Source organism: Pseudomonas viridiflava (genome assembly GCF_003702045.1).
Taxonomy (GTDB): domain Bacteria; phylum Pseudomonadota; class Gammaproteobacteria; order Pseudomonadales; family Pseudomonadaceae; genus Aquipseudomonas; species Aquipseudomonas viridiflava_C.
Map to the genome: position 1 here is coordinate 94,996 of NZ_RBTP01000048.1, position 26,574 is coordinate 121,569.

At 57.5% G+C, this 26,574-nt stretch carries 26 protein-coding genes; 15 read left to right on the forward strand and 11 right to left on the reverse strand.

Translation table 11 applies throughout. The annotated features are described in order from the left end of the window. Positions 1-360: 360 nt before the first annotated feature. On the forward strand, positions 361-1,602 hold the full coding sequence (locus ALP40_RS15520) for a glutamine synthetase family protein (protein WP_183136051.1): 1,242 nt from the start codon (positions 361-363) through the stop codon (positions 1,600-1,602). Positions 1,603-1,656: 54 nt separating this feature from the next. Then, complete coding sequence (locus ALP40_RS15525) at positions 1,657-3,045, forward strand: MFS transporter (protein ID WP_122209118.1); 1,389 nt, start codon at positions 1,657-1,659, stop codon at positions 3,043-3,045. A 96-nt stretch (positions 3,046-3,141) separates the two neighbouring features. On the opposite strand, the gene ALP40_RS15530 is transcribed toward ALP40_RS15525, so the two are convergent. The 4 genes from ALP40_RS15530 to flgA form a co-directional block, all read right to left on the reverse strand. Further along, on the reverse strand, positions 3,142-3,888 hold the full coding sequence (locus ALP40_RS15530) for a flagellar brake protein (protein ID WP_122209119.1): 747 nt from the start codon (positions 3,886-3,888) through the stop codon (positions 3,142-3,144). Between the two features lie 82 nt (positions 3,889-3,970). Continuing rightward, positions 3,971-4,438, reverse strand: a complete 468-nt coding sequence (locus ALP40_RS15535; RefSeq protein WP_122209120.1) for a flagella synthesis protein FlgN — start codon at positions 4,436-4,438, stop codon at positions 3,971-3,973. Positions 4,439-4,487: 49 nt separating this feature from the next. Then, a complete protein-coding gene (flgM, locus tag ALP40_RS15540; RefSeq protein ID WP_122209121.1) occupies positions 4,488-4,805 on the reverse strand; it encodes a flagellar biosynthesis anti-sigma factor FlgM in 318 nt (105 codons plus the stop codon). Positions 4,806-4,964: 159 nt separating this feature from the next. After that, on the reverse strand, positions 4,965-5,723 hold the full coding sequence (gene flgA / locus ALP40_RS15545) for a flagellar basal body P-ring formation chaperone FlgA (protein WP_122209122.1): 759 nt from the start codon (positions 5,721-5,723) through the stop codon (positions 4,965-4,967). A gap of 77 nt (positions 5,724-5,800) precedes the next feature. Between flgA and ALP40_RS15550 the strand changes: the two genes are divergently transcribed. Next, on the forward strand, positions 5,801-6,727 hold the full coding sequence (locus ALP40_RS15550) for a chemotaxis protein CheV (RefSeq protein WP_122209123.1): 927 nt from the start codon (positions 5,801-5,803) through the stop codon (positions 6,725-6,727). 63 nt (positions 6,728-6,790) lie between these two features. Next, positions 6,791-7,618 (forward strand): protein-glutamate O-methyltransferase CheR, encoded by an 828-nt coding sequence (gene cheR / locus ALP40_RS15555; protein ID WP_004880708.1) that lies wholly within the window; start codon positions 6,791-6,793, stop codon positions 7,616-7,618. Between the two features lie 69 nt (positions 7,619-7,687). Here cheR and ALP40_RS15560 read toward each other — a convergent pair whose 3' ends face one another. The 6 genes from ALP40_RS15560 to ALP40_RS15585 form a co-directional block, all read right to left on the reverse strand. Next, on the reverse strand, positions 7,688-8,467 hold the full coding sequence (locus ALP40_RS15560) for a hypothetical protein (protein WP_259640714.1): 780 nt from the start codon (positions 8,465-8,467) through the stop codon (positions 7,688-7,690). Between the two features lie 150 nt (positions 8,468-8,617). Then, positions 8,618-9,064 carry a hypothetical protein gene (locus ALP40_RS15565; protein ID WP_122209124.1) on the reverse strand — a complete coding sequence of 149 codons (447 nt, stop codon included), beginning with the start codon at positions 9,062-9,064 and terminating at the stop codon, positions 8,618-8,620. 325 nt (positions 9,065-9,389) lie between these two features. Next, the gene (locus tag ALP40_RS15570; protein WP_236441513.1) at positions 9,390-10,622 is read right to left on the reverse strand and encodes an HlyD family secretion protein; all 1,233 of its coding nucleotides are present in this window, start codon (positions 10,620-10,622) and stop codon (positions 9,390-9,392) included. Between the two features lie 40 nt (positions 10,623-10,662). After that, positions 10,663-12,132 (reverse strand): TolC family protein, encoded by a 1,470-nt coding sequence (locus tag ALP40_RS15575; RefSeq protein WP_122209126.1) that lies wholly within the window; start codon positions 12,130-12,132, stop codon positions 10,663-10,665. Then, positions 12,125-13,339, reverse strand: a complete 1,215-nt coding sequence (locus ALP40_RS15580; protein WP_122209127.1) for an ABC transporter permease — start codon at positions 13,337-13,339, stop codon at positions 12,125-12,127. Before ALP40_RS15580 ends, ALP40_RS15575 begins: the two co-directional genes overlap by 8 nt. Continuing rightward, complete coding sequence (locus ALP40_RS15585; RefSeq protein ID WP_409077527.1) at positions 13,332-14,060, reverse strand: ABC transporter ATP-binding protein; 729 nt, start codon at positions 14,058-14,060, stop codon at positions 13,332-13,334. The genes ALP40_RS15580 and ALP40_RS15585 overlap by 8 nt, the downstream gene beginning before the upstream one ends. Before the next feature lie 376 nt (positions 14,061-14,436). Between ALP40_RS15585 and flgB the strand changes: the two genes are divergently transcribed. The 5 genes from flgB to ALP40_RS15610 all read left to right on the forward strand — a co-directional run bounded on the left by flgB (position 14,437) and on the right by ALP40_RS15610 (position 19,268). Next, the gene (gene flgB / locus ALP40_RS15590) at positions 14,437-14,844 is read left to right on the forward strand and encodes a flagellar basal body rod protein FlgB (RefSeq protein WP_004880709.1); all 408 of its coding nucleotides are present in this window, start codon (positions 14,437-14,439) and stop codon (positions 14,842-14,844) included. A 3-nt stretch (positions 14,845-14,847) separates the two neighbouring features. Then, positions 14,848-15,288 (forward strand): flagellar basal body rod protein FlgC, encoded by a 441-nt coding sequence (gene flgC / locus ALP40_RS15595; RefSeq protein ID WP_004880711.1) that lies wholly within the window; start codon positions 14,848-14,850, stop codon positions 15,286-15,288. A gap of 15 nt (positions 15,289-15,303) precedes the next feature. Further along, complete coding sequence (locus ALP40_RS15600; protein WP_122209128.1) at positions 15,304-15,981, forward strand: flagellar hook assembly protein FlgD; 678 nt, start codon at positions 15,304-15,306, stop codon at positions 15,979-15,981. A 28-nt stretch (positions 15,982-16,009) separates the two neighbouring features. After that, positions 16,010-17,338: a flagellar hook protein FlgE gene (flgE, locus tag ALP40_RS15605; RefSeq protein WP_122209129.1), complete on the forward strand. Its 1,329-nt coding sequence runs from the start codon at positions 16,010-16,012 to the stop codon at positions 17,336-17,338. 184 nt (positions 17,339-17,522) lie between these two features. Beyond that, on the forward strand, positions 17,523-19,268 hold the full coding sequence (locus ALP40_RS15610; RefSeq protein ID WP_122209130.1) for a flagellar hook-basal body complex protein: 1,746 nt from the start codon (positions 17,523-17,525) through the stop codon (positions 19,266-19,268). A gap of 11 nt (positions 19,269-19,279) precedes the next feature. On the opposite strand, the gene ALP40_RS15615 is transcribed toward ALP40_RS15610, so the two are convergent. Next, positions 19,280-19,471, reverse strand: coding sequence for a hypothetical protein (locus tag ALP40_RS15615; protein ID WP_122209131.1), 192 nt, complete (start codon positions 19,469-19,471; stop codon positions 19,280-19,282). A 284-nt stretch (positions 19,472-19,755) separates the two neighbouring features. Between ALP40_RS15615 and ALP40_RS15620 the strand changes: the two genes are divergently transcribed. The 6 genes from ALP40_RS15620 to flgK all read left to right on the forward strand — a co-directional run bounded on the left by ALP40_RS15620 (position 19,756) and on the right by flgK (position 26,572). Continuing rightward, a complete protein-coding gene (locus ALP40_RS15620; RefSeq protein ID WP_122209132.1) occupies positions 19,756-20,496 on the forward strand; it encodes a flagellar basal body rod protein FlgF in 741 nt (246 codons plus the stop codon). Positions 20,497-20,542: 46 nt separating this feature from the next. Beyond that, positions 20,543-21,331, forward strand: coding sequence for a flagellar basal-body rod protein FlgG (flgG, locus tag ALP40_RS15625; RefSeq protein WP_002554310.1), 789 nt, complete (start codon positions 20,543-20,545; stop codon positions 21,329-21,331). A gap of 81 nt (positions 21,332-21,412) precedes the next feature. Next, complete coding sequence (flgH, locus tag ALP40_RS15630; RefSeq protein ID WP_122209133.1) at positions 21,413-22,129, forward strand: flagellar basal body L-ring protein FlgH; 717 nt, start codon at positions 21,413-21,415, stop codon at positions 22,127-22,129. A 13-nt stretch (positions 22,130-22,142) separates the two neighbouring features. Beyond that, positions 22,143-23,252, forward strand: a complete 1,110-nt coding sequence (locus ALP40_RS15635) for a flagellar basal body P-ring protein FlgI (RefSeq protein ID WP_122209134.1) — start codon at positions 22,143-22,145, stop codon at positions 23,250-23,252. A gap of 10 nt (positions 23,253-23,262) precedes the next feature. Then, complete coding sequence (gene flgJ / locus ALP40_RS15640; protein WP_122209135.1) at positions 23,263-24,504, forward strand: flagellar assembly peptidoglycan hydrolase FlgJ; 1,242 nt, start codon at positions 23,263-23,265, stop codon at positions 24,502-24,504. Between the two features lie 10 nt (positions 24,505-24,514). Further along, positions 24,515-26,572 carry a flagellar hook-associated protein FlgK gene (flgK, locus tag ALP40_RS15645; RefSeq protein ID WP_122209136.1) on the forward strand — a complete coding sequence of 686 codons (2,058 nt, stop codon included), beginning with the start codon at positions 24,515-24,517 and terminating at the stop codon, positions 26,570-26,572. The last annotated feature ends 2 nt before the right edge of the window (positions 26,573-26,574 follow it).

Below are 26,574 nucleotides of genomic sequence, written 5' to 3' on the forward strand. Positions count from 1 at the left end.
AGAGGATTGCCGTTCGACAGGTCATTTTTAAGGCGCTTTGCGCATCTTGCGCGAGCGTTCGACATAAAAATGGCAGCCAAACTGTTGTGCCTTGGGTAAAAGCAAAAAACCAGCCAAGAGTGCTGTTTGCGCCATTTCAAGGTGTGAGGTTTGTGAGCGGCCTCACGATGTGTTTCAAGGCTTGATATCCCGAACGCCGGTTGCGTATTTTGTAAGCACTGCCACAGGACGGCCTGGATTCTCACCAAGGATTGAGCAATGACCCGCCATGACCCCCGTTCATTTGCACAACAACTGACGGGCATTGATGAAGTGGAGTGTGTGACGCCGGATCTGAACGGCGTGCCGCGTGGCAAGGTCATGACGGCCGAAGGGTTTCTGGAGGGGCGGCGATTGCAGATGGCGCGTGGCGTGCTGTTGCAATGCATCATGGGCGGTTATCCGCCAGCGCGTTTCTATGGCAGCGACGACGGCGACCTGGCGTTGGTGCCAGACCCTGCGCAGGTGCATCGTCTGCCTTGGAGCGACCAGCCGCGCGCGTTGGCGATCTGTGATGCCGAGGAACTGACTGGCGCCGGTTGCGCGCTGTCCACCCGAGGCCAGCTAAAGTCGGTGCTGGCCCGATACGCTGAATATGGCCTTGCTCCAGTCGTCGCCACCGAACTTGAGTTCTTTGTGTTCGCGCCCAACCCCGATCCGCTTCAGCCGTTCGCTCCGCCTGTAGGCCTGGATGGACGGCGCGAGCAAGGGTATTCGGCTTTCAGTATCAACTCCAGCAACGGTCTGCGGCCGTTCTTCAACGAGGTCTACGCCTGCATGGCTGCGCTGGGCCTGCCGCGTGACACGTTCATGCACGAGATGGGCGTCAGTCAGTTTGAAATCAACCTGCTGCATGGCGATCCGCTGCTGCTGGCCGATCAGACCTTTCTGTTCAAGCACCTACTCAAGGAGGTCGCGCTCAAGCATGGCGTGATCGCTGTCTGCATGGCCAAGCCGTTGGCCAACACCCCAGGCAGTTCGATGCACCTGCATCAGAGCGTGGTCGATGCCGTCTCCGGGCGTAATGTGTTCAGCGCCGAAGACGGACAGTCGACGCCCACGTTCCGGCATTTCATCGGGGGTCAACAGGCCTGCATGGCAGACTTCACGGCTTTGTTCGCACCCAACGTGAACGCCTATCAGCGCCTGTGTCATCCGTTTGCTTCGCCCAATAATGCGTGCTGGTCCTACGACAACCGCGCCGCCGGTCTGCGCATTCCCGCCAGTACTCCAGCGGCCAGGCGTGTGGAAAATCGTCTGCCGGGAGCCGATGCCAACCCCTATCTGGTCATTGCCGCGAGCCTTGCGGCGGGGTTGTATGGTATCGAGCAGAGGGTCGAGCCCACGGCCGCCGTGCAGGGCGAGATTCAGGTGCCGGAAGAATTGACGTTGCCGTGTACCTTGCATGCCGCTCTGGAACGTCTGAGATGCAGTCATCTGGCCAAGGAACTGTTTGGCCGTGAATTCATCGAAGGCTACATTGCGTCGAAAACGATGGAACTGACCAGTTTTCTCGATGAAATAACCCCCTGGGAACGGCGCGTGTTGGCTGCCCAGATTTAAAGAACGTTGTTTCGGGCTCGCCTGTTGAGGTGACTCCGTATTTTTGGAATGTCGATGCGCCAAATCTGGAAGTCCTTTCGAGCGCTGTATTTCGCCTCGTTGATGATGTTGATCGGCTCGGGTCTCTTGAGCACTTACCTGGCCCTTCGTCTGGCTGCCGATCAGGTGGACAGCCTGTGGGTCGGTGCCTTGATGGCGGCGAACTATTTTGGTCTCGTGTTGGGCGGCAAGATCGGTCACCGCCTGATCGGTCGGGTCGGGCATATCCGTGCGTACGCGACCTGTGCGGGGATCGTCGGTGCGGCGGTGCTGGGGCATGGTTTGATCAGTTGGCTGCCAGCCTGGCTTATTCTGCGGGTCATCGTCGGCCTGGGCATGATGTGTCAGTACATGGTCATCGAAAGCTGGCTGAACGAGCAGGCCGCCGCCAAGCAGCGCGGCATGGTGTTCAGCGGTTACATGATTGCTTCTTATCTCGGTCTGGTTCTGGGTCAACTGGTGCTGGTGGTTCACCCCCAGCTCGGCCCTGAATTGCTGATGCTCGTAGCGCTGTGTTTTGCGTTGTGTCTGGTGCCGGTTGCCATGACCCGCGCGATTCACCCTGCACCGCTGCACCCCGCGCCACTTGAGCCGCGTTTCTTCATGAAGCGTGTGCCTCAATCCCTGACAGCGGTGCTGGGCGCGGGCTTGATCATTGGTTCGTTCTACGGTCTGGCACCGGTGTATGCGGCCGAGCAGGGGCTGACCACCGAACAGGTCGGTCTGTTCATGGGGTGCTGCATTCTCGCGGGGTTTCTGGTGCAGTGGCCGCTGGGCCTGCTGTCGGACCGATACGATCGTTCGGTGCTGATGCGGGTGTTTGCGGCGGCGCTGGTGGTCGCCTCATTGCCCCTGGCGGTGTTTCCCAGTGTGCCGGTTGAGATGCTGTTTGGTGTCGGCTTTCTGGCCTCGCTGATGCAGTTCTGCCTTTATCCGCTGGCCGTGGCGTTCGCCAATGACCACGTCGAGGCCGAACGACGGGTGTCACTGACGGCCATGCTGCTGATGACCTACGGCATCGGCGCAAGCATCGGGCCGTTGGCGGCGGGTGTGGTCATGAAGCTGTTTGGCGGGCACATGCTGTATGTGTTCGTCTGCGGCGCCGCTGCCATTCTGGTGCTGCTGATTCGTCCCAAGGCGGTCACGCATCTGCACCAGGTCGAAAACGCACCGCTGCATCACGTCGCGATGCCGGACAGCATGTCCAGTTCGCCCCTGGTGGTTGCGCTTGACCCGCGTGTGGACGAACAGGTGGTTCAGGAGCAGATGCAGACCACGGTCGAGCCTGAGCCTGAAACGGTTGTCGAGGAGGCGCCTGCAACGGACGCCGCGCCTGAACCGGTTGCTGAAACCGAGCTGGCCGATGGCGAGCGTGAGCGCGAGGAAGAAACCTGGAAGGCCTGACAGGGCGTTGCGGGCAAGAGATGTTTGAGAGGCGTTAATCGAGGAAGTCAGGTGATTGCGGCGGCGCGGCCGCAATCCCTGTAGCGCGAGCTTCGATCAGAAGTCGTCGTCTTTGTCGAAGCGGCGGGCTTCGCGTTGCAACTGATACACAAAGCGTTCCACCTGGCGCTGTACCAGCCCGCTCATGTTGTGGAAGCGCACGCCTGCGAAGGTGGTGTGTACCTTTTCCTCGAAGTGCAGGTAACGCAGCTCAACCGGGGCGGTCATTGCGCCGAAAGGCAATCTGGCGATGAAGCGTTCGTAGACCTGGCCCAGTTGCATACGGTCAGAGAGGTCACCTTCAAAGCGCAGCTTGCAGCCTGTGGCCGAAATGTCCAGCAGCTTGCCCTTGAGCGGAGACTTGAGTTTGTCACCGCCAATCTCGATATCGACCAGTTGCGCCAGCTTGAGCGCTGCGCGGAACGCATTGCGACGCTGATGGTAGACCACTTCCTCTGGCATGGGGCCGCGGTACAGACGCTGCCCGTCGTTATCGACGATGCTCATCTGCTCCGAGCTTTCCCAGGCGATGCGCACGCCGTCGTGAAAGCCTTCTACCCGGAAGGACTCGCCATTGGTGAGAAAACGTTCGCCATCACGGGGGATCATTTCGTCGAGCGCGAGGACATTGGTGTCTTTGTCGACTTCGATAACGTAGCTCTGAAAGCGCTGGGCGCGCTCGTGGAAAGTGATGATCAGTGGATCATGACTTTCGAGGAGTAGCCGCAGGTTAGCGGCGATTTCCAAAGGTGTGTTCAAAACCTTCGGGGGCTGCGGAGCATCATCCGCGCTTGAGCCATTCACGTTTTTACATCTCCAGGCAAAATACTACGGCAACGCAACAGCGGGCATTCTGCCACCACGCACGAAACCTTGATACAGGAAGTTACGCCTGACTGAGCGGGCGTGGTTTTGCTCTTCCAGCAGTCGAACCGCGACTGTCGTACAGGGTCGGCGTATCGCCGCCGTTCAAAATGCGAAGCTGGTGGGCAGTGCTCACCTGCTGCAATTGAATCAGGCTACCGTTTCGCTCGTTCAGCGCCTGGCATTCAGCGATCAGCGCGTTCAGCTCGCCGGCGGCCGCCAGTAACTGCTCGCCAATGTCCGAGTGACTGGCCAGTTGCTCAAGGCCCTGCCTGTTGGCGGGCAGCCCGAGTCCTGTCAGCACCTGGCTGCGACGGCGACCGTGTTGCTCGAGCACGATGACCAGCGCCTGCTTCTGCGCCAATACGTGTTCCATTTCGCCCATGTCGCGGCCGCTTAGAATCAGTGACTCGGCCTGCAACAGCTCATGCAGCTGCCTGGTCGGACCCATGTCGTCGATGATCATCTGAAGCAAAGTAGTGTCTTGCATCGCATGCTCTGGTTTTTAAGCGTCCAGAATATCCAGCGCGAGCCGGCGGCTAGCGTTGGGTTTCGAAATTGAGCAGCTTGCTGGCTACGCGGTTGCTGTCCACTGTGTACGTGCCATCGGCGATAGCCTGCTTGAGTTCGGCAACGCGTGCGCTGTTGACGGTCGGCAGATCGGCGAGCTTGTCAGTGATTTTCTGCAACTGTTGAGCCTCACTGCTCAGTGAAACGGTTTCCCCGGTGCTTTTCACGCCTGCGGTGCTGCTGGCAGGAGCGGATGCATCGGTCTTGCTGGTTTCTTTAACGGCGCCAGTGCGTGACGCACCGCCGACGGACGGAGTGTTATTGAGACGATTAAAGTCTATGACCATGATTAAAAACCTCTGGGTGTTTGGACGCTTGCCTTGTTTTCGGCCATCCCCGATAAAACTTTAGGCTCGTCGTGATAAAGCTTCTCAATAGAAGCTTTCACCGCCGGATAATCACCGCAGTCTAGAAAAAACGCCCGTCCTACGCCAGTATCATTATGTTCACATGGCCACTTCTACCTGTCCGGGGCCTGTCACGCTTGCCTTTATGACCCGGTTTGAGTTGAGGTTTTTCACCCGTATCTGCTCGTTGAAGCTGCCGTCGGACATGGCTTCGCCCGGCATGCGCACCGCCAGAGAGCCGGTGCGGGCGATGATCACCACCTGATCGCCCTTGTGAACCATACGTGGCTGTTCGAGTGCGACGGGCGTTACTACCTGATCAATAACCATTGGTCGGACAACCTTCTGTCCTACCGCCTGATCCAGCGAAGACAGAAAACCCATGCCCACGCTGCTTACGTCTCGCTCGCGCATCGCCACATCTTCTTCCGTGACGAAGGCGTCGCGTTTAAGCGGGCGCATGACCGTGACCACGTTGCGAAACAGCTGCACCTGAGCCGGGACGAACACGGTCCACGGCGAAGACCCTTCGCAACGAACTTTTACCGTCACTCTGCCGACCGGACGGGGGCTTTCCAGTGTCGCTGTCAAATCCTTGTCGCAGGAACCCATGCGCAGACGAGGGTCCAGCTGCTTGACCTGGATGTCGTGGCGACCCTCAATCTGGTTGGTTGCCAAATAGTCTTCTACTGTGAACTCAAGAAACCCTTGGGTAACGCCGATAAGCTGTTCAGGCAGTGTGAAATTCTCTGCGCGACAGAGCGCTGCCACGCTGAAAAGGCACAGCACGCCGATTGCGCACAGGAGCCTGCGGGTTCTTAATGCGATGTGTCGAGAAATTGTCGTCTTTGCGTTCATAACGTATAAAAAGCAAAGCCCGTGCCGCTTACCAGTCTGGTGTGTGGAAAATGGTTGCTTTGGTAAGGGGGGTTGGCATGGCAGGTGTAATGGATTCGGTGAACCAGCGCACTCAGCTGGTGGGACAGAATCGCCTGGAGTTGCTCTTGTTCCGTCTCGACGGCAAGCAGCTCTACGGGATCAACGTGTTCAAGGTAAAAGAAGTACTGCAATGCCCGAAACTTACCATCATGCCCAAATCGAGTCCGATCGTGCGGGGCGTGGCGAACATTCGCGGCGGCACTATTCCGATCATGGACCTGGCGATGGCGACCGGTTCAAAGGGCATGATCTCTCTGGTCAATTCCTTTGTGATCATCACCGAATACAACACCAAGGTTCAGGGTTTTCTGGTGCATTCGGTCGAACGCATCGTGAACATGAACTGGGAAGAAATTCATCCACCTCCCAAGGGCACCGGCCGCGATCATTACCTGACGGCGGTCACGCGGGTCGATAACCAGCTGGTCGAGATCATCGACGTCGAGAAAATCCTCGCCGAAGTTGCGCCGATTTCCGAAGAGGTGTCGGTGGGTGTCATCAATGAAGAGGTTCATCACAAGGCCGTTTCGCTGCGCGTTTTGACCGTCGATGACTCCTCGGTGGCGCGCAAGCAGGTCAGCCGTTGCCTGGAAACCGTCGGTGTGGAGGTGGTTGCCCTGAACGACGGTCGTCAAGCGCTGGATTACCTGCGCAAGATGGTGGAAGAGGGCAAGAAACCCCACGAAGAATTCCTGATGATGATCTCCGACATTGAAATGCCGGAGATGGACGGCTATACCCTAACCGCTGCGATCCGCAACGATCCGCGCATGCAGAAAATGCACATTACCCTGCATACCTCGCTTTCCGGGGTGTTCAACCAGGCGATGGTCAAGAAAGTCGGAGCGGACGATTTCCTCGCGAAATTCCGGCCTGACGATCTGGCCGCCAGGGTTGTGGCGCGCATCAACGCAACCGAATAAGTAATGGACTAAAGAGTCGGGGGCGTCGTCCTCGGTGATTCACCTGATTTGAGAGGCTGCACCTTGTCTACGGGTAATTTGGATTTTGATCAGTTCCGGGTATTTCTGGAAAAAGCCTGTGGCATCCTGCTTGGGGAAAACAAGCAGTACCTGGTGTCCAGCCGTCTCAACAAATTGATGGAGCAGCAAAGCATCAAGTCGCTTGGTGAGTTGGTCCAACGCATCCAGACCCAGCCGCGCAGTGGTCTGCGCGAGCAGGTGGTCGATGCGATGACGACCAATGAAACCTTGTGGTTTCGCGATACCTATCCCTTTGAAGTCCTGAAGAACAAGGTATTGCCGGAACAGATCAAAGCCAGCCCCGGCCAGCGCCTGCGCATCTGGTCGGCCGCCTGCTCGTCGGGCCAGGAACCGTACTCGCTGTCGATGTCCATCGACGAGTTCGAGCGCGCCAACCCGGGCCAGCTCAAGTCTGGCGCGCAAATTGTCGCCACCGACTTGTCGGGTGCCATGCTCAACAACTGCAAGACCGGCGAATACGATAGCCTGGCCATCGGCCGCGGCTTGTCGCCGGATCGCCTGCAGCGCTTCTTCGACGTCAAGAGCCCAGGTCGCTGGGTTGTCAAGACGCCGATCAAGAGCCGCGTGGAATTCCGGTCCTTCAACCTGCTCGACAGCTACGCTGCACTGGGCAAGTTCGACATCGTGTTCTGCCGCAACGTGCTGATCTACTTCTCGGCCGAAGTGAAGAAAGACATCCTGCTGCGCATCCACGGCACGCTCAAGCCGGGCGGCTACCTGTTCCTGGGTGCCTCCGAAGCGCTCAACGGCCTGCCGGATCATTACCAGATGGTTCAGTGCAGCCCTGGGATCATCTACAAGGCCAAGTGATTGGCAGTGTTTGTACCCAATAAAAAAGAGACCTTCGGGTCTCTTTTTTATTGATGGAAAATGCGCGGGTTAAGGCTGATCGGGTGTCGGAGGCTGCGTGCCTTGGTCAAACGCGGTGTCATCAAACTTCAGGAATTTATCCAAGAGGCTTTGGGCGCTGCCGCCTTTGCCTTCAGCGGTGTGAGTCCAGTAATTGAAATCCAGGTCGATAAATTCCTGAAGTCTGGTCTCATAATCGGCGTCGTAGGTAGACTGCTCAATGGCTGGCAGCTCTTTGTAGTGATCCAGCACTGAGGTGAAGAAATGGGTGAGTTTGCCCGTGGAACTGTACTCTGCATTCGCTTGAGCTACTACTTTTTGCCGCCAGATTGTTTCCTGATGGTAGGACTCGAGCCATGCCGCTTTTTTTTCATTGACGGTGAAATCTCCACCTTCGTCGTACGCGATGACGGAGAGTTGCTCTCGTGACATGCCGGCGAACGGGTTTGCGCCGCTGCCGTTGGCAAACTGAGTGGCTTGCCTGGCGCGTGCCAGACGATCCGGGTCGACGCTGTCGGGGACTTCCGCATCGTGCCTGGCTTTATTATCGTCGTAGGTGCGGCCTATCAGTTGCTCCGTTACCTCACTGGCTTTCTTGCTCAGTTGCTCGCGGCTGAGGGTTTGGTCCCTGGCTTCGGCGCGGGTGGCGCTTTCGCTTAGCTGTTGTGCTAGAGAGGATAATGAACTGGTGTCCTTGAACTCTGACGACAGATTTTTAACTGACGTTGCTGACGATGTCCGGCCAGCTTGAATGCCCGATAAACTGGTATTCGAGTTAGCGGGAGCGTTGATATTTATCGTGCTGACCAAGATGTGATCTCCTTGTCTCTTGATAATCCAGACTCCCCTTTTTATCGGCGCTCACGATAAAAACTGGAATGCTCATGACAGACGGTATAAAGGCCTTGCGGGCGTTTCATGCTTGGGGAAAGCGAATAGCTTGGCAAGGCCTGCTCAGCATTACTTCATCGTGAACTCGACAGCCCATTCGTAGGTCGAGAAATTGGTCGATGTGACTTTGGCCGTGCAAGTAGCCCCACCACTTGGCGTGGCGGTGTTATTCCATTTTGGAACGCTTGAGCCCAGGGGGCCCGCAGTTGAAACATAAGTAGCCAAGAAAACGCAGGTCTTACCTCCAATGGTGTATCTCAGGTTGGCAAAAGTGACCAGCTGTGATTGGTTGTTCTGGACGTTGTATACATCTATTTCCCCAACGGGAATGCTATCTCTTGGGGTTGGGTTTGTGGCGACTTTAGTGATCGCTTCGTTGTTCGTAAGTACCTTGTAGTTTGCAGTGGCTGTTCCAAGGTTTTTGACTGTCACGGTAACTGCTGGGCCTGCCAGAACAGGTCCCGCCAACGCAGCACTGATCAGCAATGCCGAGAAAATAGTCTTTGATGCTTTCATTTTATTGCTCCGTAGTATTTATTTTGCATTCCGTTACACCCCTTGGGGCGTCTCATCGTTCAGGCGGCAGTGATCCATTATGCTCGCATCTTATGACACGGGCGAATATGGGTTGATTGCCTGAGGGTATAGAGAGCACAGTTTTGCGCCCTGTCAATAGGGGCAAATGCTGTCCGAGAAGGAAGCAGGTCGCTAAGTAGGGTGCACTGCATCACTCTCCCTGTGTTGCCATCAACTAAGCTAATGGCGGTCGAAGTCCTTTTGCAGGGAGGACTCTACCACAGGTAAAAACTGGAAAAGTGTAAACGTTAAAAAACACCACTCTTTAGTGGGTGGTCGCATTCGTTAGTTTGATGTAGCCAGGTTCAATACCGAACACTTCCACGCCGTCGGGCATAGCGTGGCCTGTCGTAACGACGATGTGTTTCTCGTTATCGGCGGGTGCTGAGCGGTAGATGACAGTTGTATGAGTTGGGCCAGTTCGCAAGATCGCGTCTGGGGGTACAACCAGGCCGCGTTCGCGTCGATAAGTCACAATGTCGAGCCTGGCGCTCATGCCCAGTCTCAACCGTTTTTGCTGCTCCGGCTCAAGCGCAGGGGTTGATGCGATGATTTCATAACTTGCGCCTCCGGTTTGCGATTCCACGTTAATCCCCCTGGTCCCCACCGAGCGGATCTGACCCTTTAACACAAGGCCTGCAAACCCATCGCCGGTTATTTGCGCCGGCATGCCTTCACTCACTTGATGGACGTCGCTTTCTTCGACCCGCGCAGCGACCTGAAATGCTTCGAGATTGACCAGATCAAACAGGGCCGCTCCTTGATTGACGCGCGTTCCTGTCTGAGCAAAGGCCGTGGTCGAATTGTTTTCCTGGGAGGTGCGTGCCCGGATCACCACGCCTGAAAAGGGCGCTTTCAACTCTTTCTGAGCTTGAAGTGCCAATAATGACTCGTAACGTGACTGTGCGTTAGCCAGCTCCATGTCGGCGATCTGGCGGTATTCGCCTTCGCCTTTCTTCAGGGTTTCCTTGATTTCCGACTGCGCGGCGAGCAAGTCGAGTCTAAGCGTCTCGCGTTGCTGTTCCAGCGCATCGAGCTCCATGCGAGGTACGATGCCTCGCGCAAACAGGGCTTGAGTTTCTTTCAGCTTGCGTTCGTTATCACTCAGGTTGAATTGAATGGTTGAAACCGTGCGCTTGGCACGAGCCACTTCCTGACCGTTCGCCCAACCCTCCAGTTCTCGCACGTTGCGTCTGGCCTTGAGTGTGTCGGATAACGCCGACCTCAGTTGAATATCCAGCAAGGCAGTGTCCAGCGTGAGCATTGTCTGACCGCGTTCTATACGCTGACCTTCCATGACATTGATTGTTTGTACGACACCCTCGAACGGTGCCGAGACAGTCTGTTGAGCGGCGGACTCGATTCGTCCCACCAGCCCCAGGCTTTTTTCCAGCGGTTGATAATCGATCCTGACCCACTGGGATTCGGCAGGCTGCGCGGGCGTTGAGCGATGCAGCATGATTGCCGTGACAGATGCAGCGATCAGCAGCGCACTCATCAGCCACATGCGCGGCGAATGACGAATGGATTTGAGACGTTCAGTCATTGAGGGCAATGTCCCAGCTCTCCAGCGTTGTGCCCAGGGTCTGGTCCAACTGGGTCTTGGCATTGAGGTAGGCGATGAGGGCATCGACGCTGGCGCTTTCTGCGTTGCGCAAGTCAGCCTCGAAACTCAGTACCTGAAAGTTGCTGGATCGGCCGACTTGAAGCTTGTCGCGTTCGATTTCCAGCTTGCGACGCGAGAGGTCGCGTGCGCGTATTGAAATTTCATATTGACGCCAGCGGGTCCCGATGTTGCGAACGGCGTCCCCTACGTCACGCTCAAGGATTTGCCTGGCCTCGGTGAGAAGGAGTTCTTGATTTTCGACGTTGACTTGAGCACGCACGGCATTTTGTTTACGGCTCAGGTCGCCGATGGGAATTTCGACCTGTACGCCTGCATAGCCTTCCCAGCGTCGATCGGAGTCCCTTCCCTGAACATCGGTATAAAAATTACTGACCTGGCTTGCGCCTCCCACTAACGAGACGTCCCAAAGCCGATCATTGCGGGCGACCAGAAGGTTAATGGAGGCCTGCTTATTGGCAATCAGTTGTCCAAGGTAGTCGGGCTGCTGCTCCAGCGCGGTCTTCATGGCCTGCGAGCGACTGAGCTCCATGCGCCGGGCTTCCAGACTTTCGACGGCGAGCACTCGGGTTTCCTGATTCAGGGCCAGCAGACGCAAGAGCTCAAGGCGGCTGGAGTCGAGCTGGTTGGCGGCTTCTTCGGTTCCCAGTTCCTGTGAAGCAACATCCGCCTCCGTTTGCACGATTTCGAAAGCGGCCATCCGTCCTGCATCGATCATGGCCTGATTCACCTCCAGTAGTTGGCGGGAGCGGGCCAGAGCATCTTGAGCAATGCGTAACTGTTCCTGCGCGCGCAACAGATCGCGGTAAGCGGTAATGACCTGGGTGACGGTCTGTGACACGGTCGATTTCAGGCTAAGCCGATTGATGAGCTCGGAAAGCCTCGCCAGTCTTACCGGGGCGGTGGCCACATCGCGACCTGCGCCGCGCAGCAACGGTTGAATGATGGTGAATGTGGTGCCGTCATTTCCGGCCCGTCCTGCAGCATTGGCCGTGGTTAACTGATTGGTCCAGGACAGACTGAACCGGGTGCCGAACTCGCCGAGCATGGTCGTCGTCGGTGCAACCTGACTTTGGCGATAGCGGTCGCTTTGATTGCGCGAGGCCAGGTAGCTGCCGCTCAGCACAAGTTTGGGCGTAAAAATATCTTCGGAGACGCGCAGGTCGAATTTCTGTGCCAGACGCCCCAGGTAAGCGCTTTTGATGGAGCGGTTATTACGCAAACCCAGGAAAACTGCATCGGCAAGGGTCAGATTGATCATTTCCTGACTCAACGTGACTGATCGCTGTTGCGGCATGGTTGCTTCTGACGGTGCTAACGCCTGCATGGCATGCACCTTAACGCTGCATATCGCCACACAGAGAAAAAGTATCGATTTAGTCATCGCGCAATGCCTGTACCGGCTGCATGCGCGCTGCCGACAATGCGGGATACAGGCCAAAGAACAGGCCCACGATCAATGAACTGCCGACACCCAGAGGCAACGACTCTTTGGCCAGCACAAACGTCCATCCTGAAAAGCGTACAAATCCGTAGGCACAGGCAAGCCCTGTCAATGCACCGATCATCGCGCCCGCAACGGACAGGCATGCGGCTTCAAGCAGAAACAATATGCGGATATCACGTGGCCTTGCGCCTATGGCCATCCGGACACCAATTTCCCGGCGGCGCTCGGAAACGCTCATCAGCATGACGTTCATCACACCTGCACCGCCTACCAGCAGCGAGATGCCTCCCAGCCCGGCAAGCAGGTAGGAAAAAGTGCTGGCTTGCCGCGTCAGGCCTTCTATGAGCTGTTGGGGGACTTGAACCTCTACCTCACGTCCCTGCGTCATCTGTTGCAAATAATGGCGAAACGCTTCGGCATCGGTTTCGATAGCGACGGTGTCTCGAGCCTTGGCGAGTACGCTACTTATCTGCGGCGCAGATTGTATTCGGCGCATACCTTCTATGGGCACGAATACCGATTCATCGACCTGAATGGCAATCATCGGGTTGTCGAGGTGGGGAGCCGCGATGCCGATCACGGTATACAGATAGTGGTCAATCTGCAGTTTCATGCCTTGTTCGAAGGGCTTGCCGGGTGACGCCATGCCAAATGCCTTGGCTACGTTATGTCCGATTACCGCATAGGTTGCGTCTTGATCGAACATCGACAAAAAGCGGCCCCTGGAAAGCGTCACACCCATCACATCGGCCAGGCCCGAGGTTGTTCCAATGACGCTTGCATCCACATGCCTGCCTGCATGGCGAATACGCGCAGAGTAGAAAATGGTCGGTGCTACTTGAGCGATTATCGGGATCGCTTCAAGTAACGCCAGCGTATCCATTGTGGCGGGCAATGGCTTTTTTTGATCGGGCGAATAAGGGAATGAGGCGACCATTGTCTCTGTACCCATCCCTTTAAAGGCACTTATGGCTTCATTGGCCGCGCTCGCACCGACATTCAGCAGTGCAACAATCGCTGCGCAACCGACCGCTATGCCCAGTAATGCCAGCAATGATCGACGCCCCAGCAGACGCAAGCTGTCCAGCGATTCAATCAAGGCATGCAGGAGTGAAGGGCCGTAACCGTTTGCAGGCTCATGCATTGAGCCGGTCTCGTTGCGAGTGGCGTTCTGCAACCTCGCCATCCCGAACCTCAAAACAGCGCTCCATGCGTTCAGCCAGGTTGGGGTCATGGGTGACCACGATGAGTGTCGCGCCTCTTTCCCGATTCAAGGCCAGTAGCAACGCCATTACGTCATCTGCCGTAGATCGGTCCAGATTACCGGTAGGCTCATCGGCCAGAATCAGGGCAGGCTCACACACGAGGGCTCGGGCAATGGCTATTCGTTGGCGCTGGCCCCCGGAGAGATCCGCAGGCCTGTGTTTCATGCGATCACCCAGACCGACGCGCTCTATCTGTGTACGTGCGTGCTCGCGCGCCAGCGGCCTTGGATAGCCTTTGTAAAATAGCGGTAAAGCAACGTTATCCAGCGCTGTCAGCCGGGGCAAAAGATTGAAGCTTTGAAAGACGAAGCCGATTTCGGTATTGCGCAGGCGTGCGCGCTCCTCGGTGGTTGCGTCATTCATGTTCTGCGTCCCGAAGTGGAACTGGCCTGATGCGGGCTTATCGAGCAGGCCCAAAATATTGAGTAGCGTGCTTTTGCCCGACCCCGAGGCACCCAGGATCGCGCAAGTCTGGCCGCGTTGAATCGCAAGGGAGACGTTTTTGAGGGCATGAAGTGAGTGGCTGCCTATCGAATAGGCCTGGCAGATGTCCTGCATATGGATGAGGCTTTTTGTTGCGGGAGGCTCCATGCCAGACATTCCGAACTCCATTTAACCGTGCGCTTGAGTGGCGACTTTCCCAGCCGCGAGCCTATTTATCATAATTGGCTGCCGTGGGCAGAGGACTTTCAGTTCAGACAAGGCTTTTTCTTCCTGCGTCAGGATCCCTCGACTAGGTGGCAAGCATGCTGTCGGGTTGTCTTAAGCCATGAACACCGTTAAAGCGAATACTGGCAAAAAAACGGCACCCGCCTTGCCGCTTTACCTCTTTACAGCGGAAATGCCTTGCCGCTTTTCTGGCATTGCCGCTTTGCCACCGGCTGCAATCCCCGTAATCATTGGGTTTTGAGAAGTGGCACGCCGATTGCTTTGTCAGTGACAACAGAATCAGGTCAACCGGCAAAGGTTTCCCGACATGAGCATCAGTTTCGATAAAGCGCTAGGCATTCACGAAAAGGCCCTCAACTTCCGGGCTCAGCGTGCAGAGGTGTTGGCCAACAACATTTCCAACGCCGATACCCCGAACTTCAAGGCCCGCGATCTGGACTTCTCGTCGGTGCTGGCTGCCGAAAACGACAAGGTCCAGAACGGCCACTTTGCGTTGAACAAGACCAACAGTCGTCACATCGAAGCCGAAGGCATGGGCAACCAGGACGGAACGCTGATGTACCGCACCCCGTCGCAGCCGTCGCTTGACCAGAACACCGTTGATTCCCAGGTCGAGCAGGCCAGCTACACCGAGAACGCGATGGGCTTTCAGGCCAGCTTCACCTTGCTCAACAGCAAATTCAAGGGGCTGGTTGCAGCCCTTCGCGGAGAGTAATTCATGTCACTAGCCAATGTGTTCAACATTGCCGGTAGCGCCATGAGTGCCCAGACCACGCGTCTGAACACTACGGCCAGTAACATCGCCAACGCCGAGACCGTTTCCTCGAGCGCAGACGCCACCTACCGCGCCCGTCATCCGGTGTTTGCCACCGTGATGCAGGGTCAGCAGTCCACGGGTGGCTCCCTGTTCCAGGATCAGGGCGAGGCCGGGCAGGGTGTTCAGGTCAATGGCATCATCGAAGACAGCTCCAACCTCGAAGCGCGCTACGAGCCCAATCATCCTTCGGCTGACAAGAACGGGTACGTCTACTACCCCAACGTCAATGTCGTGGAAGAAATGGCCGACATGATTTCCGCCAGTCGTTCGTTCCAGACCAACGCGGAAATCATGAACACCGCAAAATCCATGATGCAGAAGGTTCTGACCCTCGGTCAGTGATAGAAGGCGAAAGATATGGCCGTTGAAAACAATGTATCGACGAGTTTTGTAAACTCGCTTCAGAACCCGACGCCGACGAAAACCGATTCGACGAGCACGTTGGGCAAGGATTCCTTCCTGCAGTTGCTGGTCACGCAGATGAAGAACCAGAACCCTCTGGATCCTCAGGACAACACTGAGTTCGTGGCACAACTGGCACAGTTCAGCAGCGTTGAAAGCCTGCAGAACCTGACCAAGACGGTCGATTCGATCGCTGGCAGCAACCAGTCTACCCAGGCGCTGCAAGCGTCATCGCTGGTGGGTCGTTCGGTGATCATCGATGCGGGCTCCACCTCCGTCGATACGGCCAAGGGCATGATCGGCACCGTCGCGGTTCCTGCGACCAGCGCTGCCACGAGCGTCAAGATTTACGACGCCCAGTCCAATCTGGTCAACACCGTCGATCTCGGCACGCTGCCTGCAGGTTCGGCCAGCTTTGCCTGGGACGGCACGGCCAGCGATGGCACTGTGGCTCCCGCCGGCACTTACAGCTTCACGGCTGCAGGTTCGGTCGAAGGCAAGAATACCCAGTTCACCACCTACCTGCCTGCGACGGTCAACAGCGTGACGCTGGGCATCAACGGTGCGGAAACAAAGCTCAACCTGGCCAGCGGCAGTGTTGCCCTGTCCAAAGTTCAAACCATCGGATTGTAGAGCCGACTAGACGGCGCAGGAGTGGAATATGTCTTTCAATATCGGTCTTAGTGGGCTCTATGCTGCAAACAAGAGTCTCGACGTTACCGGCAACAACATTGCCAACGTAGCGACCACAGGTTTCAAATCGTCCCGTGCAGAATTTGCCGACCAGTACGCGCAGTCGATTCGCGGTACGTCCGGCCAGACCAACGTGGGCAGCGGTGTTTCCACTGCCGCGGTTTCCCAGCAGTTCTCTCAGGGCAACCTGACCACGGGCACTGCCAACAGCCTTGACCTTGCCATCAACGGCAACGGCTTCTTCATGCTGAGCAACAACGGCGAGAAGTTGTACACCCGTGCCGGTGCATTTCACACCGACAAGGAAGGTTTTGTCGTCAACAGTGGCGGCATGAAACTGCAAGGTTACAACGTCGATGCCAATGGCAGCGTCGTGACCGGTGCGCTGAGCGATCTGCGAGTAGACTCGTCGAACCTTGAGCCTAAACCGACCGCCTCGATTACCAACGTCGCCAACCTGAATTCGGTCACTGCAAATCCGAGCCTCACGACGTTCGACGCCACGGACACCAAAAGCTACAACATGAAGTACAGCACGCCGACTTACGACTCTCAGGGCAATTCGCACACCCTGGACCAGTACTTCGTCAAGACCGGCACCAATACCTGGTCGATGTACTCGCTGATGGATGGCCGCAGCATCGCCAATCCGACCACCACTACCCCTGACAAGAATGACCTGACCTTCGATTCGGGCGGCAATCTGGTCGTGACAGCGCCTGGCGCTGTGCCCACCAACAGCGCGAACATCTCGTTCAACACAGACGGCACTTTCACTATCGACAACTGGGTGCCAGGCGTACAGACCGGTTCGGGCACTACCACCGCTTGGGTTCCGAACGGCGCCGCTGGTGCGGACACCATTAAGCTGAACATGTCTGGCATCACCCAGACCGCTTCGGTATCGGGTCTGATCACCCAGGATCAGGATGGCTACGCCACTGGCCAGCTCAGTGCAATGAGCGTGGACGCGACCGGCAACCTGTTCGCGACCTACACCAACGGCAAGTCGCAGGTGATCGGCCAGACGTCGCTCACCAACTTCGCCAACGTACAGGGTCTGGCGCAGGCGGGCGGCACCAACTGGCGTGAAACCTTTGCCTCGGGCGTTCCGGTCAGTGGTACTCCGCAGTCCGGCACTTTGGGTTACATCACCGGCCAGGCACTGGAAGAGTCGAACGTGGACCTGACAATGGAGCTTGTTAACCTGATCAAGGCGCAGAGCAACTACCAGGCGAACGCGAAGACGATTTCCACACAAAGCACGATCATGCAGACCACTATTCAGATGAGCTGATAATGTCTGTTGTGTGACTGACAAGAAGCCCCTTATAAAAGGGGCTTTTTTGTTTTTGGGTGATTCATTATTCATTAAGTCATGTTACGGATCGGTCACTCAGGCTACATAGAAACTTCCTACGCATCATGATGTGAGAATAAAAACTCCTCTACAAAGTGTCGTTTACGGCAAGGGAGTACTCATGTCATTCACGCTAGCGATTAGCGGTATTAAGGCGGCAAACAAACGCCTGGAAGTTACGGGTAATAACATCGCCAACGCAGGCACTGTAGGTTTCAAATCGTCGCGCGCCCAGTTTGCCGCGCTGTATTCATCGGCTCACCTGGGCAGTGGCCGGCACGCTGTCGGTGACGGTGTGCGCCTGGCCAGCGTGCAGCAGAATTTCGATCAAGGCGACAGCGTTACTACCTCAGGCAATCCGTTGGACATGCGTATCCAGGGCGACGGCTTTTTTGTCGTCAGCGACCGTGGCTCTCTTGCCTATACGCGGTCCGGAGCGTTCGTCAAAGATGCCGCCGATTTTGTGATCGACAGCGAAGGCGGGCGCTTGCAGGGATATGCCGCCAATGACAAGGGTGACATCATGAGCGGCATTCGCACTGACTTGAAAATCGATACCTCCAATGTTGCCCCCAAGGCAACGACGCGTATCGCCGAAACCATCAACCTGGATGCCTCGTCTGCGTCACTTGCCCGACTGCCGGCTTTCGACCCTGCCGATCCTTCGACGTACACACGGGTCACTGCACGTACCGTTCAGGACCAGGGCGATGGCTCGCTGCCCGGGGCTGATCATGAGCTCAAGCAATACCTGGTCAAGACCCATGACAACCAGTGGTCCATGTACGTACTGGTGGACGGTCGCAATCCGGTGGATCCCTCCAGCGTAACGCCGCTGCAGGTTGCGCTTGAGCAGTTGCCCGATGGCAAGCTGATTTACAACGGCAACCCTCAGCACATCGACAAGGTATCCGACACCGAGTTTTCATTGCTCGGCTGGATTCCTGCAAAGCAGGTCGACGGTCGTTGGGTGAGCAGTGGGGCTGCCAGCGGGGGTGCTGTTTCGTTGCAGTTGACCGATGGTGCTTCCAGTCTGCTCGATCCAGAGGACGCCGTGATGCCTCGTCCTGTGCCGCCTTTCAATGCAGCGGACTTGAATACTTACACCCGAGCCTTCGACACGCCGATTTATGACAGCCAGGGTAATCAGCACCAATTGCGGCAGTATTTCGTCAAGGACGGCAACAACAGTTGGCGCATGCATGTTCTCGTTGACCATAGAAATCCGCAGTCACCCGATTCCACTGAGCCGCTGACCGCCAACATCGTGTTTGGCGCCGACGGTTCGGTGCAATCGCTGATGGGTTCCGCAGGCTTGAGCAGCAATGGCCACAGCCTTCAACTGGAAGGGTGGGTGCCGGCAATGGTCACTGATCCAGGTACCCGGCGTGAACGCTGGGTATCCAATGGCGCGGCGGGCAGTGCAAACGGGATTGCTCTGGATTTCACTCAGTTGCATCAGCATAACGCCGCTTCCTCGCGCGTTTCGCAGCAGGTGGACGGTAACGCTGCCGGAGAGCTGAGCGGTTTGACCGTTGGGCGTGACGGCATTCTGCGCGCCGGGTTCACCAATGGCATGAACAAGAATATCGGTCAGGTGATGCTCGCCAGCTTTGCCAATCCTCATGGCCTGCAGCCGCGCAGCGATACGCGTTGGAGGGAAACCAGCGAGTCGGGCACAGCGGATTTTGATGCCCCTGGTATTGGCACGCTGGGCAGCATCATCGGGGGAGCGCTGGAGGGCTCCAACGTAGAACTGGCCGATGAACTTATCGAGTTGATCCAGGCGCAAACGGCCTATCAGGCCAACTCGAAAGCGATCTCTACAGAGGTGACGCTGATGCAGACCCTGATCCAGTCGACCTGATCAAAGGCCTTTCAGATAGAGCAGTCGGATTTGACGAAATGGCCTTTCAGTCGCGTCCAGCCGGGCCCCGGGCTGGTCTGGGCGCAGACGATGCGGCTGTCACCCTGCCATTTGTAGTAATGCGCGGGAGCTGCCTGGGCGAGCAGGGCGGCAGTCGTCAAGCTGGCAGTGACGATGCCGATAATCCAGGTGCGAGCAGGCATGTCGATTCCCATGATTGGGGTGGTAATGGCTGCAAGATTATCACTGCGCACTCGTCCCCATAACGGCTCGGCGAAGTTTTTTTGGCGGTACGTCGGGCGTGGTGATCGGCAGGCGGCAGTCCGCCGCCGCTATCGGATGGCTATTTGCCTAAACGCAGCTCGTGTGTTCCCGTTTTTGCTGGTTAATCAAGCGATTAACTAAATCCTGCGAAGTTGGTTCAAAAATTGCTTTCTCCCTGTCAGAACAGCTACAGGCGGCAAGCGTCTGTCGGAGGAGGAAGACTGTGGACAAGTTGCTTTACGTCGCAATGAGCGGTGCGTCTGAAAACGCGATTGCGCAAAAGGCCCATGCCAACAACCTGGCAAACGTCTCGACCAACGGTTTCATGCGCGACCTGGAACAGGCCCGCTCCATGCCCGTGTATGGCGAGGTCATGCCTTCGCGTGCCTATGCCATGAGCGAGCGTCCGGGTACTGACTTTTCCGGCGGTGCAATGGTGGAGACCGGTCGCGAACTGGACATCGCCATCAAGGGTAATGGCTGGATTGCGGTCCAGACGCCTGACGGCGGCGAAGCCTATACCCGCAGCTCCGGCATGAATATCGATGCCTTGGGTGTGCTGCGCGACGGCAGCGGTTTGCCGGTTATGGGCAACGGTGGTCCGATTGCCGTGCCGCCTCAGCAGCAGATCGAGATTGGTGCCGACGGCACCATCAGCATTCGCTCGCTGGGTGAAAGTCCTCAGGTGATGGCCCAGGTTGACCGTATCAAGCTGGTCAACCCCGATCTGAACACGATGGAGAAGGGGCCTGATGGCCTGATCCATACCAAAAGCGGTCGCCCTGCCGACGTGGACGCCAACGTTCAGGTCGAGTCCGGTTTTCTGCAGGCCAGCAACGTGAACGCCGTCGAAGAGATGACGTCGGTGTTGGCCCTGGCCCGTCAGTTCGAACTGCACGTCAAGATGATGAAGACCGCCGAAGAAGACGACCAGTCGATGGCTCGCGTCTTGCAGATTGGCTAACTATTGACAGCTTGCGCCGACAAACCGGCGCTCGAGGAGAACCTACATGCTTCCTGCACTCTACGTTGCTAAAACCGGCCTTGCCGCTCAGGACACCAACCTGACCACGATCTCCAACAACCTGGCGAACGTCTCCACCACAGGTTTCAAGAGCGATCGTGCCGAGTTTCAGGACCTGCTCTACCAGATCAAGCGTCAGCCTGGTGCTCAGTCCACTCAGGACAGCGAACTGCCTTCCGGCCTGCAACTGGGTACGGGTGTGCGCATTGTCGGCACACAGAAGAACTTCACCGCCGGCAGCCTGCAAACCACCAACAATCCGCTCGACCTGGCTGTCAACGGTCGTGGTTTCTTTCAGGTGACCCAGCCTGACGGCACCGTGGCCTACAGCCGCGACGGTACGTTCCACCTGGACGCCAACGGCCAGATCGTGACCGCCAATGGTTATGCCCTCGAGCCTGCCATCGTCGTTCCGCAGAACGCCCAGACCTTCACGGTCGGCCAGGACGGTACGGTTTCGGTGACTCTGGCGGGCGCAACCGCTACGCCACAGATCATCGGCAACATCCAGACCGCCGACTTCATCAACCCGGCTGGTCTGCAAGCCATCGGCGGCAACCTGTATCTGGAAACCGGTTCGAGCGGCGCGCCGCAAATCGGCACGCCAGGCCTGAACGGCCTCGGTCCTACCCTGCAGAACACCCTGGAGAACTCCAACGTGAGCACGGTTGAGGAGTTGGTCAACATGATCACCACTCAGCGCGCTTACGAGATGAACTCCAAAGTGATCTCGACGGCCGACCAGATGCTGCAGAACCTGACGCAGAACCTGTAACGCCCTGATCCACCTGTTGCTCAAGCTCAATCCGATGCGGCGCCTGATAAGCGTCTGTTACACCGCGAGGTTTCAAGTGTCATGAAACACCTAAGTGTTGTTCCGCGTTTCTCAGTGTTGATCGCTTCATTGTGCGGGATCGCTTTGCTGTCGGGCTGCGTGGCGCCGTCCGCCAAGCCCAATGACCCTTATTACGCGCCGGTGTTGCCGCGCACACCGATGTCGGCTGCGGCCAACAACGGTGCGATCTATCAGGCAGGCTTCGAGCAGAACCTGTATGGCGACCGCAAGGCGTTCCGGGTGGGCGACATCATCACCATCACGCTTTCCGAGCGTATGGCGGCGAGCAAGGCAGCCAGCTCCGCCTTGAAGAAAGACAGCAGCAACAGCATTGGCCTGACGTCGTTGTTCGGCTCCGGGTTGACCGCCAACAACCCGATTGGTGGCAATGATCTGAGCCTGAACGCTGGCTACAACGGCAAGCGTTCCACCGATGGCAGCGGCCAGGCGGCGCAGAGCAACAGTCTGACCGGTTCCGTCACGGTGACTGTGGCTGACGTGCTGCCCAACGGCATTCTGTCAGTACGTGGCGAGAAGTGGATGACACTCAACACCGGTGATGAGCTGGTGCGCATTGCCGGTCTGATCCGTGCCGATGACATCGCCACCGATAACACTGTTCCGTCCACACGCATTGCCGATGCACGCATTACCTATTCGGGGACCGGAGCCTTTGCCGACACCAGCCAGCCAGGCTGGCTCGACCGGTTCTTCGCCAGCCCGTTGTTCCCTTTCTGATAGCGGGATAGACATGATCAAGCTCAAGCAACTGATAGCCGCGACCTTGTTGTTGACCGCAGCGTTCGGCGTACACGCCGAACGCCTGAAGGACATCGCGAGCATCTCCGGCGTGCGGGCCAACCAGCTGATCGGTTACGGTCTGGTGGTAGGCCTCAACGGTACGGGTGACCAGACCACTCAGACGCCGTTCACGCTGCAGACCTTCAACAACATGCTGTCGCAGTTCGGCATCAAGGTGCCTGCCGGATCCGGCACCGTGCAGTTGAAAAACGTCGCGGCGGTTGCTGTGTACGCTGATCTGCCTGCGTTCGCCAAACCGGGCCAGACCGTTGATATCACCGTGTCCTCGATCGGTAACTCCAAGAGCCTGCGTGGCGGTGCCTTGTTGATGACGCCGATGAAAGGTGTCGACGGCAACGTCTACGCCATCGCTCAGGGCAACCTGGTCGTGGGTGGTTTCGACGCAGAGGGCCGTGACGGTTCCAAGATCACTGTAAACGTGCCGTCGTCGGGTCGTATCCCGGGCGGTGCTTCGGTCGAGCGTTCAGTGCCGAGTGGCTTCAACCAGGGCAACACCCTGACCTTGAACCTCAACCGTTCCGACTTCACCACGGCCAAGCGCGTCGTCGACAAAATCAACGAGTTGCTCGGCCCGGGTGTGGCTCAGGCACTCGATGGTGGGTCGGTGCGTGTGACCGCGCCTCTGGATCCGGGCCAGCGTGTCGACTACTTGTCGATCCTGGAAAACCTGGAAGTCGATCCGGGCCAGACGGCTGCGAAGGTCATCATCAACTCGCGGACCGGCACCATCGTGATCGGCCAGAACGTGAAAGTATCGCCAGCCGCCGTGACCCACGGCAGCCTGACCGTGACCATTACCGAAGACCCGATTGTCAGCCAGCCGGGCGCCTTGTCCGGTGGCCAGACGGCAGTAGTTCCTCGCTCGCGGGTTAATGCGCAGCAGGAACTGCACCCGATGTTCAAGTTCGGTCCTGGCACCACGCTTGATGAAATTGTGCGCGCGGTCAATCAGGTGGGCGCTGCGCCCGGTGACCTGATGGCCATCCTTGAAGCCTTGAAGCAGGCCGGCGCATTGCAAGCCGACCTGATCGTCATCTGAGGACGCGCACATGGACATGATGAAAGGCGCCATTACCTCGCCGGTCGACTCGGGTGCTTACACCGACGTCAATCGTCTGGCATCGCTGAAACACGGCGACAAGGACAGTGTGGCCAACCAGAAGAAAGTGGCCCAGGAGTTCGAGTCGCTGTTCGTCAGCCAGATGCTCAAGGCCATGCGCTCGGCCAACGAAGTGCTGGCCAAGGACAACCCAATGAACACCGCGGCGACGCGGCAGTATCAGGACATGTATGACCAGCAGTTGGCGGTGACGCTGTCGACCCGAGGCAACGGTATCGGTCTGCAGGATGTGCTGATGCGTCAGTTGTCCAAGGACAAGGGCATCCAGCACGCCCCCGCTGACAAGGCTGCGGCACCTGCCGATGCGACAGCGCCTGCCAAAACCGGCCTTGCGACCAATGTGTACCAGCGCCCGTTGTGGGCCACGCGCTCTGCGGCTGCCGATCAGGCAGCCGCGGCGGCCTCGGCGTCCGGAGAAGGGCGCAATGACATGGCGCTGCTCAACGCACGTCGTCTGTCGTTGCCGACCAAGCTCACTGACAGATTGTTGGCGGGCATCGTGCCGTCGGCGACTGCCGCTACCAATGTTGCCAATAGCCCGATGCCGTCGCGTGCGGTTGCTGCGGCTGGCGGCAAGAATGGCGACTGGACGATGGACCCCAACCTGGCGCCTGCGCCGGAGTACGTGCGCACGATGGCTCAGCCGCCGCTGGCACCGGCCAAGCGTGCATTCAGCAACGCCGATCAGTTCGTCGAAACCATGCTGCCACTCGCCAAGGAAGCGGCGGCCCGTATCGGCGTGGATCCGGTCATGCTGGTGGCACAGGCTGCACTGGAAACCGGCTGGGGCAAATCCATCATGCGTCAGCAGGATGGCAGCAGCAGTCACAACCTGTTCGGCATCAAGGCCGCTGGCAGTTGGAAGGGGCCGGAAGCCCGTGCGATCACCAGCGAGTTCCGTGACGGCAAGATGGTCAAGGAGACGGCGGACTTCCGTTCCTACACCTCCTACGCCGACAGCTTCCATGACCTGGTCAGCCTGCTGCAAAACAACAATCGATATAAAGAAGTGGTCAATTCGGCCGATAAACCAGAACAGTTTGTAAAAGAATTGCAGAAGGCCGGTTACGCAACTGACCCGGACTATGCCAGCAAGATTTCGCAGATTGCGAAGCAGATGAAGAGTTACCAGACGTACGCCGCTGCAACGGGCTCTTCCACGACTTTATAAGGTTTTAATCATGTCGCTGATTTCAATTGGGCTCTCAGGTATCAATGCCAGCAGTGCCGCGATCAACACCATCGGTAACAACACGGCCAACGTGGATACCGCCGGTTACTCGCGTCAGCAGGTGATGACCACGGCGTCGGCACAGATCAACATTGGTTTGGGGGTCGGCTACATCGGCACCGGCACCACGCTGTCCGACGTGCGTCGCATCTACAACAGTTTCCTTGATAGCCAATTGCAAAAAAGCACAGCACTCAGCGCAGAAGCCAAGGCGTATGCCGATCAGGCTGGCAAGACCGACAAGCTGTTGTCCGACAGCACAACGGGCGTTGCCGCTCAGCTGTCAGACTTTTTCACCAAGATGCAGGCCATTGCGACCAACTCCACGCAGTCGGCCGAGCGTTCGTCGTTCCTGACACAGGCTTCGGCACTGAGCGCACGATTCAACTCGGTGGCCTCGCAGTTGTCGTCGCAGAACGACAACGTCAACGCTCAGTTGAACACCTACGCCAATCAGGTCAATGACCTGACGACCAGCATCGCCAGCCTGAACAAGCAGATTACCCAGGCATCGGCCGGCAACACCACGCCCAACTCGCTGCTGGATTCGCGCAACGAAGCCGTGCGCAAGCTTAATGAGCTGGTCGGCGTCAACGTGGTCGAAAACAATGGTAACTACGACATCTACACCGGTTCCGGCCAATCGCTGGTGAGCAACGCGACATCCTACAAACTGTCAGCGACCCCCAGCAGCACCGATCCGCTGCAATACAACCTGCAAATTACGTATGGCCAGGCCCAGACCGATGTGACCTCCGTGCTCAAGCACGGGGCCATCGGCGGTCTGCTCGACTACCGTTCCGAAGTGCTGACTCCATCGTCCAACGAACTGGGTCGTGTCGCGATGGTGTTGGCCGATCAGGTCAACAGCCAACTGAGCCAGGGTATCGACAGCAAAGGCAATTTCGGCACCGGCCTGTACACCAGCATCAACAGCGCCGATAACATCTCGCATCGCAGCATTGGCAAAACCACCAACTCTGCGAACTCCGGCAATCTGGACGTTACGATCACCAATACCAGCAAGCTGACCGCTGACGATTACGAAGTGACCTTCAGTGACGCCACCAATTTTACGGTGCGTCGTCTGCCCAACGGCGAAAGCGTGGGCGCAGGTGTACTCGGCAAGACGCCGCCGGATCAGTTCGAAGGCTTCAGCATGAGCCTCAACGGCAATGCGGTGTCTGCGGGGGACGTCTTCAAGGTTTCTCCGACCGGTAACGGTGCAAGCAGCATCGGCGTAGCGCTGACCGATCCCAAGGACATCGCGGCCGCAGCTCCCTTGACGGCGACAGCGGGCGCGAGCAACTCAGGTACGGGTGGCTTCACTCAGCCTGTGATCAATACCAAGGCCGACATCTACAACAGCACCCAGACTGCCGATCTGCGCAACGCAATCAAAGATTCTGCGCCGATGAAACTGGTGATGGGCGCGGCGAGCAGCACCGGTGTTCAAAGCTACTCGCTGGTGGATTCGACCGGCGCTGCGGTGCTGGACCAGAATGGCAATGCCGTGGCTGGTACCATCGTTCAGGGCCGCAGCAACGAGGTGAAACTGAGCATCGGTTACAACACCTCGACCACGCCCAGCACCAAAGCTGCCTTCGAAGTACAGATGACGCTGTCGGGTTCGCCCCTCGTCAACGATACGTTCAGCATCAGCCTGACAGGTGCAGGTTCTGCCGATAACCGTAACGCACTGGCGGTGGTTGGCCTACAGACCGCCAAGACCGTTGATGTCACCAACGGCAGTGTCGGCACCAGCCTTTCCGGTTCTTATGCGGATCTGGTGTCTACGATGGGCGCCCGTTCGGCCCAGGCTAAAAGTTCGGTCACCGCGTCCACCGCCGCTGTTGAAACCAGTAAAGCGGCACGTGATGCCGTGTCAGGCGTGTCGCTGGACGAAGAAGCGGCCAGCCTGATCAAGTACCAGCAGTATTACACCGCCTCGTCGCAGATCATCAAGGCGGCACAAACCATTTTCAGCACGCTGATCAACAGTCTTTAAGG

Bases quoted from the DNA above. Each gene is read 5' to 3' on its own strand.
- ALP40_RS15635 (WP_122209134.1), top strand. From the start codon at position 22,143: ATGATCAAGCTCAAGCAACTGATAGCCGCGACCTTGTTGTTGACCGCA.
- flgH (WP_122209133.1), top strand. From the start codon at position 21,413: ATGAAACACCTAAGTGTTGTTCCGCGTTTCTCAGTGTTGATCGCTTCA.
- ALP40_RS15580 (WP_122209127.1), bottom strand. From the start codon at position 13,339: ATGCATGAGCCTGCAAACGGTTACGGCCCTTCACTCCTGCATGCCTTG.
- ALP40_RS15615 (WP_122209131.1), bottom strand. From the start codon at position 19,471: ATGCCTGCTCGCACCTGGATTATCGGCATCGTCACTGCCAGCTTGACG.
- ALP40_RS15550 (WP_122209123.1), top strand. From the start codon at position 5,801: ATGGCAGGTGTAATGGATTCGGTGAACCAGCGCACTCAGCTGGTGGGA.
- ALP40_RS15585 (WP_409077527.1), bottom strand. From the start codon at position 14,060: ATGTCTGGCATGGAGCCTCCCGCAACAAAAAGCCTCATCCATATGCAG.
- ALP40_RS15600 (WP_122209128.1), top strand. From the start codon at position 15,304: ATGGCCGTTGAAAACAATGTATCGACGAGTTTTGTAAACTCGCTTCAG.
- flgB (WP_004880709.1), top strand. From the start codon at position 14,437: ATGAGCATCAGTTTCGATAAAGCGCTAGGCATTCACGAAAAGGCCCTC.
- flgE (WP_122209129.1), top strand. From the start codon at position 16,010: ATGTCTTTCAATATCGGTCTTAGTGGGCTCTATGCTGCAAACAAGAGT.
- ALP40_RS15610 (WP_122209130.1), top strand. From the start codon at position 17,523: ATGTCATTCACGCTAGCGATTAGCGGTATTAAGGCGGCAAACAAACGC.
- flgK (WP_122209136.1), top strand. From the start codon at position 24,515: ATGTCGCTGATTTCAATTGGGCTCTCAGGTATCAATGCCAGCAGTGCC.
- flgA (WP_122209122.1), bottom strand. From the start codon at position 5,723: ATGAACGCAAAGACGACAATTTCTCGACACATCGCATTAAGAACCCGC.
- flgG (WP_002554310.1), top strand. From the start codon at position 20,543: ATGCTTCCTGCACTCTACGTTGCTAAAACCGGCCTTGCCGCTCAGGAC.
- flgM (WP_122209121.1), bottom strand. From the start codon at position 4,805: ATGGTCATAGACTTTAATCGTCTCAATAACACTCCGTCCGTCGGCGGT.
- ALP40_RS15565 (WP_122209124.1), bottom strand. From the start codon at position 9,064: ATGAAAGCATCAAAGACTATTTTCTCGGCATTGCTGATCAGTGCTGCG.
- ALP40_RS15520 (WP_183136051.1), top strand. From the start codon at position 361: ATGACGGCCGAAGGGTTTCTGGAGGGGCGGCGATTGCAGATGGCGCGT.
- ALP40_RS15575 (WP_122209126.1), bottom strand. From the start codon at position 12,132: ATGACTAAATCGATACTTTTTCTCTGTGTGGCGATATGCAGCGTTAAG.
- ALP40_RS15535 (WP_122209120.1), bottom strand. From the start codon at position 4,438: ATGCAAGACACTACTTTGCTTCAGATGATCATCGACGACATGGGTCCG.
- flgJ (WP_122209135.1), top strand. From the start codon at position 23,263: ATGGACATGATGAAAGGCGCCATTACCTCGCCGGTCGACTCGGGTGCT.
- ALP40_RS15525 (WP_122209118.1), top strand. From the start codon at position 1,657: ATGCGCCAAATCTGGAAGTCCTTTCGAGCGCTGTATTTCGCCTCGTTG.
- ALP40_RS15570 (WP_236441513.1), bottom strand. From the start codon at position 10,622: ATGAGTGCGCTGCTGATCGCTGCATCTGTCACGGCAATCATGCTGCAT.
- flgC (WP_004880711.1), top strand. From the start codon at position 14,848: ATGTCACTAGCCAATGTGTTCAACATTGCCGGTAGCGCCATGAGTGCC.